4 protein-coding genes are annotated in these 8,181 nt (G+C 61.8%); 3 read left to right on the top strand and 1 reads right to left on the bottom strand.

Translation table 11 applies throughout. The features are described 5' to 3' along the window. The coding region (locus ABYV89_RS12015; protein ID WP_432823196.1) for a DUF748 domain-containing protein at positions 1–1,785 on the top strand (1,785 nt) is incomplete at its 5' end. Positions 1,786–1,883: 98 nt separating this feature from the next. Beyond that, positions 1,884–3,761: an ATP-binding protein gene (locus tag ABYV89_RS12010; RefSeq protein WP_432823195.1), complete on the top strand. Its 1,878-nt coding sequence runs from the start codon at positions 1,884–1,886 to the stop codon at positions 3,759–3,761. A 145-nt stretch (positions 3,762–3,906) separates the two neighbouring features. Here the strand turns inward: ABYV89_RS12010 and ABYV89_RS12005 are convergent, their stop codons facing one another. Beyond that, positions 3,907–5,334, bottom strand: a complete 1,428-nt coding sequence (locus tag ABYV89_RS12005; protein WP_432823194.1) for a multiheme c-type cytochrome — start codon at positions 5,332–5,334, stop codon at positions 3,907–3,909. A gap of 448 nt (positions 5,335–5,782) precedes the next feature. Here ABYV89_RS12005 and ABYV89_RS12000 point away from each other — a divergent pair, with 448 nt between their 5' ends. Beyond that, positions 5,783–7,960: a hypothetical protein gene (locus ABYV89_RS12000; protein WP_432823193.1), complete on the top strand. Its 2,178-nt coding sequence runs from the start codon at positions 5,783–5,785 to the stop codon at positions 7,958–7,960. Positions 7,961–8,181: the final 221 nt, after the last annotated feature.

Genomic DNA, 8,181 nt, shown 5'->3' with positions numbered 1-8,181 from the left:
CGGGTGCCGAAAAAACCGGTCCGCCACCTGCTCAGCGACATCGAGCTGTCGCTGAGCAATCTCGCCGGCCCCGAGCCGGCGACCAGCCCGTTTCGGCTGCAGGCCGGCTACGGGCGCGCAGGGCAGCTGGACCTTTCCGGCGAAGTGGTCGCGGCGACCGGTCAGCTGACCCTCGACAGTCGCCTCAAGGGTATCGCGTTGCCCGATTTCGCCCCCTACCTGCCCGATTCGGTCCGGCTGGTGCTGGCCGACGGCGAGCTGGACAGCACGCTGAAGCTCCGGCTGAATCCTTCCGCCGCCGGCTTGGCGGGTTCCTTCGCCGGGAGCCTGGGCATCCGCAACTTCTATTGCCTCGATGGGGTGCGCCAGCAGGAGCTGCTGCGCTGGGGTAGTCTGCAGTTCGACGGTATTCGCGGTGAGTTGAACCCCTTTGCGCTGCACGTCGACGGGATCGCCCTCAGCGATTATGCCGCCAAGCTGGCCATCGATGAGCAGGGGCGGCTCAACCTGCAGGGGGTGGTGGCCGCGGCCGAGGACACGGCTTCTCCCGCCGTTGAGCCGGTCGAGTCCGGCCCCGGCCCGGAGATTTCCATCGATGCCATTACCTTGCAGGGGGGCACCGTCGCCTTTGCCGACCGCCATCTGAAGCCGGCTTTCGCCACCACCATGTACCAGCTGGGCGGCCGGGTCGGTCGGATTTCTTCCCACGGTGTCGAACCGGCCGAGGTTGACCTGCGCGGACACCTGGAAAACCTGTCGCCGCTGCAGATCGGCGGTCAGCTCAATCCCCTGGGAGAAGAGCTGTTTGCCGACCTCAGGATCAGCTTCAAGGATATCGAGCTGTCGCCGACCACCCCGTACTCCGGAACCTACCTTGGCTATGCGGTGGAAAAAGGCAAGCTGTCTCTCGACCTCGAATATCGCATCGACCACAGGTCGCTGCAGGCGCAGAACCGGGTCCTGCTCGACCAGTTCACCTTTGGTGAAAAAGTCGAAAGCGATCAGGCGGTCAATCTGCCGGTGAGGCTGGCGGTGGCCCTGCTCAAAGACCGCCACGGGGCGATTCGTCTCGATATCCCGGTGGCGGGGCGCACCGATGACCCCGAGTTCAGCGTCTGGTCGGTGATCCTGACCGTGCTCAAAAACCTGCTGGTCAAGGCCGCCACCTCGCCGCTGTCACTGCTGCAGGCGGCCTTTGGCGGCGGCGAGGATTTCACGGCGGCGGCTTTCCCCTTCGGCACGGCCGAGCTGCTGCCGGCCGAGCGGGACAAGCTCGCCAAGTTGGCAGAAATGCTGAAGGATCGGCCGGGGCTGCGGCTGGAAATTGCCGGGTTTGCCGATCCCGAGCGGGATCCGGAGGGCTATCGGCGGGCCCTGCTGCAGCAGCAGCTGCAGCGGGAGAAGTTTCTCGAACTGGTAGCTAAAAAGCGGAATATTTCCGGCCAGACCGCCGCCGATATGGAAATCGAACCGGGCGAAGTCGAGCGCTACCTGGAAAAGGTCTATGACCGGGAGGATTTCCCCAAGCCGCGCAATTTTTTCGGGTTCAACAAAAGCCTGCCGGCGGCGGAAATGGAAAAACTGATTCTGGCCAACACCGTGGTCGGCCCCGAACAGCTCGCTGGCCTGGCCCGGGCCCGGGCGGCGGCGGTAGCCAATTACCTGACGACCGAGCAGGGGGTGCCGCCGGAACGGCTCTTCCTGGTGCGTCCCGATTTTGACAAGGGGCCGCAGGAGCAGGGCGCTTCGGGCAACCGGGTCGAATTCGGCGTGGTTGCCCGCTGAAACGCCCAGGGCACCCGTTTTCCGCCTGCGGGGGCGCTTGAAGGCCCGCTTTCATTGGCGCGTTTTGTGCAAAACTATCCATTCGGGAGGGGGTGGATATGCGCAAAAGAACGTTTCTCGGGATTGTATTTCTGCTGTCGCTGGCGTTGTCGCTGGCCCCTCCCCTGTACGAGCTGTTCTTCACCTTCCCGTCCTATGAGCGCCTGCTGCTGCAGGATACCCAGCAAGAGGCGGCCCGCTATGTCGCGGTGCTGCTGCACTCCCTCGATATTGACCGGCAGCCGCTGGCCCGGGAGACCATTCCCCCTCATGTCGACCGCGAGCTTGAGCGGCTGCAGCGCGACTTTCACTTGATTAAACTCCGCTTTTTTTCCCCGCAGGGAGAAATCATCTACTCCACGGCGCGCGAAGAAGTCGGAACCATCAACCAGAAATCGTATTTTCACGAAATCGTCCGGCAGGGGCAGACTTTCTCCAAGGTGGTCAAGAAAGACCTGCCGACCGCCGAGGGTGCTTCCTACAGCATCGATGTGGTTGAAACCTATGTGCCGCTGATGCTGAAGGGAACCTTCGGCGGGGCGATTGAAACCTATTTCGATATCACTTCGCGGATGGAGAGCCTGCAGCGTCTGCATCGTCGTTCGCTGCTGCTGCAGTTGGCCATCGGGCTCGGCCTGCTGGCGCTGATTGTCGCGGCGCTCGGCAAGATCCGGGAAACGATGCGGCGCCGTGAAAAGGCGGAAGCTGCGCTAAAACGCGCGAACCTGAACCTGGAAGACCGGGTTGCCGAGCGAACCGGTCAACTCGAGGATTCGTGCCGCAAGCTCAAGGAGGAGGTCGTCGAGCGGATCGTGGTGCAGGATTTGCTCAGCGAAACCGTGGGGGTGCTGCAGGGCGAAAAAGACCGGATCAACGGGATTCTCCGCTCGGTCGGCGATGGCCTGCTGGTGGTTGATGAAGCGGACCGGGTGACCCTGATGAATCCCGCCGCCGAGGCCTTGCTCGGCTGCCGTTTCTGTATCGTCGGCGGGGGGGTGCCGCTTGAGTCACTGGTGACCAATGGCGTCCTGCTCGATTACCTCAACCTGCTCTTGCGCCGGCGAGCCGGGCAAAAAAACGAGGATTTCGAGCTGCCCGCGCTCGCCGGGAAGCCGCTGCGGGTACTGCAGGGGCGGACGTCCGAACTGATCGGGCCGGATGGCAGGGGCGCCGGAAAGGTCGTGCTGATTCAGGACGTGACCGAAGACCGCTCGATCGAGCGGATGAAGCGTGAGTTCATCTCCATGGCCACCCACGAGCTGCAGACGCCCCTGGCCACCATGATCGGTTATGCCGAGCTGCTGACCAGCGAAGGCGCCGAGCGGTTCACTCCCGAGGAACGCAAGGGGTTCTGCCTGAGCATTCACGAAAAGGGCTTTGCCCTGTCGCGGATTGTCGATGACCTGGTGGACGCCAGCCTGGTTGATTCGGGCCAGGTGCTGAGTGTCAGCAAAACCCCATTTTCTCTCAATGACCTGGTGCAGCAGGCGGTGAGCCTTTTTTTCATCGACTCCAAACGGCATCGGATCGCGCTCGACTGCTGTCCCGAGCCGATTGAAGTGGCCGGCGATGGCGGGCGGATCGAGCAGGTTCTCGGCAACCTGCTGAGCAATGCGGTCAAGTATTCGCCCCAGGGGGGGGAGGTGAAAATTGCTGCGGAGAGAATGGACGGCTTTGCCCAGGTTTGCGTTAGTGACGAAGGCATCGGTATGACGGCGGAGCAGGCGTCCATGGTCTTCAACCGGTTTTACCGGGTGGATTCCTCAACCACAGCGGTAGGGGGAGTCGGCCTCGGCCTGAGCATCGCCCGGGATATCGTTGATGCCCATGGCGGCCGCATCTGGATCGAAAGCGAACCGGGCCGAGGGACCGCGGTTTATTTTACCCTGCCCCTGGCCGTCGCGAGGGCGAATGAATCGGTGCAGGCGGTGGCCTGAACAACCCCCGCGACCCGGGTTTCTTTTTTTTTCTCGTTCATGCGTGACTAAGGCGCCGCCCCATTAATCGGGGCGGCGCCTTTTTGCCTGTGTGAAGCCCGGCGGCCTGCCACTGTCCCGTGCGGCGATCTAACCGCACGGGGCGCTAGAAGCTGACCCTGGTCTGTGCGGCCGCCATTTCGACACTGACAACCGGGGGCAGCACTTCGCCGGTCCGCTCGAAAATCTCGTCCAGGGACTCCTGGGCAACGGAGCGGTACATCAGTCGCGTCTTGACCTGGTATTCGCCTTTGCCGGGCAGCTGGATGCGATAGGTTTCGCTGTCCTTCCCCTTGGCGGGGATGCGCCGGTCGTACCCGATGCCGTGGGCGCGCCAGCTCTTGCCGGTCAAATTGCCCTCGGCATCGCGAAAGAGGACCCGGAAGAAGACCGCGTCGGGGTCCACGTGATTTTTGTCGTCGATGTGGCCGGAGCTGTAGACCAGTTTGCCAGCGTTGTCGACAACTTCAACCTGCAGCCACATGATGCGGATATAGGTGGTGCCCGTGGGTATCTTGTGCCCGGCGCCGACATTGTGCACATCGACGGTCAACTCGAGCGTCCCGTCATCCGTGACCTTCTCGGCAAGTTTGACCTCGGCGGCGGCGCGCAGGAATTCCCGGGACATTTCCGCCTGCTGCGGGTTGCCCAGCTGGTCCTGAACATAGGAGCTGCCGCCGATAAATCCGTGGAAGGCGATATTGTCACGCCGCTTGCCCATTAATGAGGCGCGGCCGGGGCTTTTGCTGATGCCGGGGGTGGGCGTCATGTGACAATCCTGGCAGCGGATATCCTGCTTGCCGTAATCGTTGTTCTTCCAGTCGTCCCAGGTGTCGATGATGTGGACCCCGGTTGCGGGGTGGATGACCATGTGGCAGGAGCCGCAGAAGTCGGCCTTGGTGTGAATCTCCGAATAGTTCACCTCGTGATGGAGCGATCTGCCATCCCCTCGGGGGCCGCGCTTCACCTTGCCCGGTTCCGAAACATGTCCCATGTTGGACATCTGCGAAACCCCGGATACCGTGTGGCAGAAGTCGCAGGAGATGCCCCGGCGCGATGTCGCATCGAACTTGCTGCCGTCGACGGGGGGCAAAAGCCCGGTGCGCGCCGCAATGGGCGCATGACAGGCGCCGCACAGCAGGTCGGTGGCGCCTTCGGTTTCTTGATGAGCCAGAAGAAGGTCGGGTTGATACCATTTGTTCTCCCAGGCGTTGGCATGCATGGAATGCGACCAGGCATCATAAATGTCGCTATGGCAGGGTGCGCAAACCTTGGGATTTTCAAAAGCTCCGGGAGCGAACACCTGGGGCTTTTCGGCTATTGCTTCGACGGTGGCGGCGGTCTCCTCCAGGCTTTCCGGTTTCGCTTCGACCGCGGCGGCGACAATATCCTCCGGCGGCTTCGTCATCACGTCAGCGCCGGCGGCCACCTTTACCGCATTCGCCTGGGGCTCGCTCGCCGTGTTCAACGATCCGCACCCCATGAAAAAGCCGCAGGAGAGCGTTGTCATAACAATAAGGGCTACACGTTTCATGGAAACTCCTTCGCACAGGACTGATAGGGAAAATAAGGAATATGTAAATATACCGGCCACCTATGCATTGTCAACAGCAGTGGGGCTGTTCTGCAGAGGGCCCGGCCACTTCTGGCCGATCCAGTGCTGTCACGCCCGGTACCGACAGAACCGCAGCCGGTCCGCCGAAGCGCCCCGCGTGACTCGCGATCGAGAAGAGCACGTTTTGGGTCTTCTGTCGCGGCCGGCCGCCATAAATCACCTGTGTTGCAGGGAGCCAGGGCAAGATCATCGACCCGTCTCCTTTAGGGAGTGAGCTGAAATTCGTCAGGAAATAGGTATAGTTAAGTATCATCAGTGGGGAGGGGCGGACAGGGCCTGATTGGAAAGAGGGGGGCGGGTGTTTGTTTTGCCGTGCGTGCCGGGGGCTGAAATACTTTGTTCCGGATAATCGAGAGGAGGGCGACTTATGGATGAAGTCAACCGCGGTTTTTTCGGCGTTGTGCTGGTGCTTTTCCGGGCTCTGTGGGAGTGGGTCAAGGATCTGGGGTCTATTTTGAAGCTCTGTCGATTCAGCGTGATCATGCTGCTGGCCGGGCTGGCCTTTCTGCTCCTGTCGCCGCAAGGGGAGGACGTGCTGCGGGGCCTGGCCGAGTGGCAGTATGAGAAGTCCCGGGCGGTGGTCAAGCTCATCCTCTTTTTTGTCGCGCTGGTTGTGTGGGCGGTCAACGCTTGGTACTGGGCGCGGGTGATGTTGCGTTTTCCCTTTGATGAGCCGGATACTCTGAGTCCTTCGCGGGAGGGTCGGCGTAGGTTCCTGCGCAAGCACGTGCCGCGCCTGCTCGGGCTCGGCGGTTTTCTGGCGGTGGCTGCGGCATTTTTCAAGGCCGCCATGGTTTATGGCGAGAACGACATCCTGAACGTCGGCCAGACGCTGGATCTGCTGGGGTATGCCTGCCTGGTTCTGGGGGTCTTTTTTTATCTCGGCACGATGTTGCGGCGTAAGGCGTCTTCGGCCATATACAACCAGTTGATGGACACGAAGCTGACCGACCGAGCGGTTTTTCGGTCCGCGGCATCCGTGTTCAAGGTTGATCGCGGCGAGAAGGACTTTTCTGCCGACCTGCATTCGATTTGGAATATCGAAACGAATTCCAAGCTGTTTCTTGCCGCATCCCTGCTGCTGAGCCTGTTCCTTTTTCTGCTCTTTCTGTTCTGGCCGGTTGCCGCCGCTTTTTTCGGCACGGCGACCATCCTCCTGCTGGCAGCGTCGAGTTGGATCCCCTTTGGCAGCATGGTGGTTCATTTCAGCCGTCTGGCCCGAATTCCCATCCTCTCGCTCCTGCTCCTTGCCGTTGTCCTCTTCAGCTTCTGGAACGATAACCACGCGATCCGCACCCTGCCGTCGGCCATACCTGCGGCAGCGAGGTCCGAGAAGCCGACCGTGGGGAATCACTTTTCCCAATGGCTGCAGCAGCGACTGGACAGGTGGCCGGGCGAGGCCCCCCACCCGGTCTTTGTCGTGGCGGCCGAAGGGGGCGGCATCCGGGCGGCTTACTGGTCTGGCATTGTTCTGGCGGCATTGCAGGATCTGAATCCCGATTTTGCCGACCATGTCTATGCCATCAGCGGGGTTTCCGGGGGGAGCCTCGGTGGGGCCGTGTTTGATGCCCTTCTGCGGGAGGAGCAGGAGAGGGGCGCTCTTCAGTGCGGCGAGGGCGAAAGCGCCGGACCGATGCAGCGCTGTGCCCATGCCGTTCTTTCCGCCGACTTCCTGGCTCCCACCGTGGCCTACATGCTCTACCCCGACCTGGTTCAGCGCTTTCTCCCTGTAGCGGTCCCTCCCTTCGACCGGGCACGGGCCATGGAAACAGCCTGGGAGCAGGGGTGGGAAGCGCAGCTGCGTAACGGGCGCTTCGGCGAATCGTTCGACAACCTCTGGCGCCAGGGCGGGGAGCGGGTCCCGGCCCTGTTTCTCAACAGCACCTGGGTGGAGACGGGCAAGCGGGTCATCCTCAGCAATCTGAAGATCGACGGCGAAACCTTCGCCGACGCCGTGGATTTTTTCGAGATCACCGGTGCCGAGGTCCCATTAAGCAGCGCCGTGCACAACAGTGCGCGATTTACCTATGTCAGCCCTGCCGGCACGGTTCGTTCCCCTGGCGGCACGGTCTGGGGGCATTTGGTCGATGGCGGATATTTTGAAAATTCGGGGGCGGCTACGGCTTACGAGGTGCTGGCGGCGATGAAACAGGGGGTCCCCCCCAATCAATGGTCCACTATTCTTCCGGTGGTGATCATGATTTCCAACGACCCCAAGCTTTTCGATAACGGGGAGCCGGCGCCCCGGCAGTTTCTCAACGAGCTCCTCTCCCCGGTGGCCACCCTGCTCAATACCCGCAATGCCCGCGGGAGTTATTCCCGGGTTGCCCTGCGCGCCCTGGTCGAGCAGCAGAACAAGCAAAGGAAAAAGGGGCTGTACCTTTCCCTTGCCCTTCGGGATGGGCAGGGTCCCCTGCCCCTGGGGTGGGTTTTGTCGGATGTGGCCAAGCAGGCCATGCAGAAGCAGTTAGGGGGCTATCTTGAGGTGCTGGGGGACCCGCTGGATGCGGGGGCTCTCAGGCTGGCCGCCGAAAAGGGCCTTTAGCAGGTCTCTGCCGGCTCAGTTTTGAATGCAGACAGAAGGGAACGCCCCTCCCGGGTTTCGGGAGGGGCGTTTATTCGGATCGAAAATGTGCGCGGTTATTTGAAGCGCCGACGAGCGGGCCTGGTCGGTTCCTGCTCATACCGCAGGCTGTTCACCCCCTGCAGCACGTTGCTGACGATGGGATTGTCCGGGTCATCTTCGCGGTGGCGCTGGATCAGGTT

Origin of the sequence: Trichloromonas sp. (assembly GCF_041583255.1) — a bacterium.
Classification (GTDB): Bacteria; Desulfobacterota; Desulfuromonadia; order Desulfuromonadales; family Trichloromonadaceae; genus Trichloromonas.
Note: the sequence above shows the minus strand (reverse complement) of the source record. Positions and strands in the feature narration are given on the sequence as shown.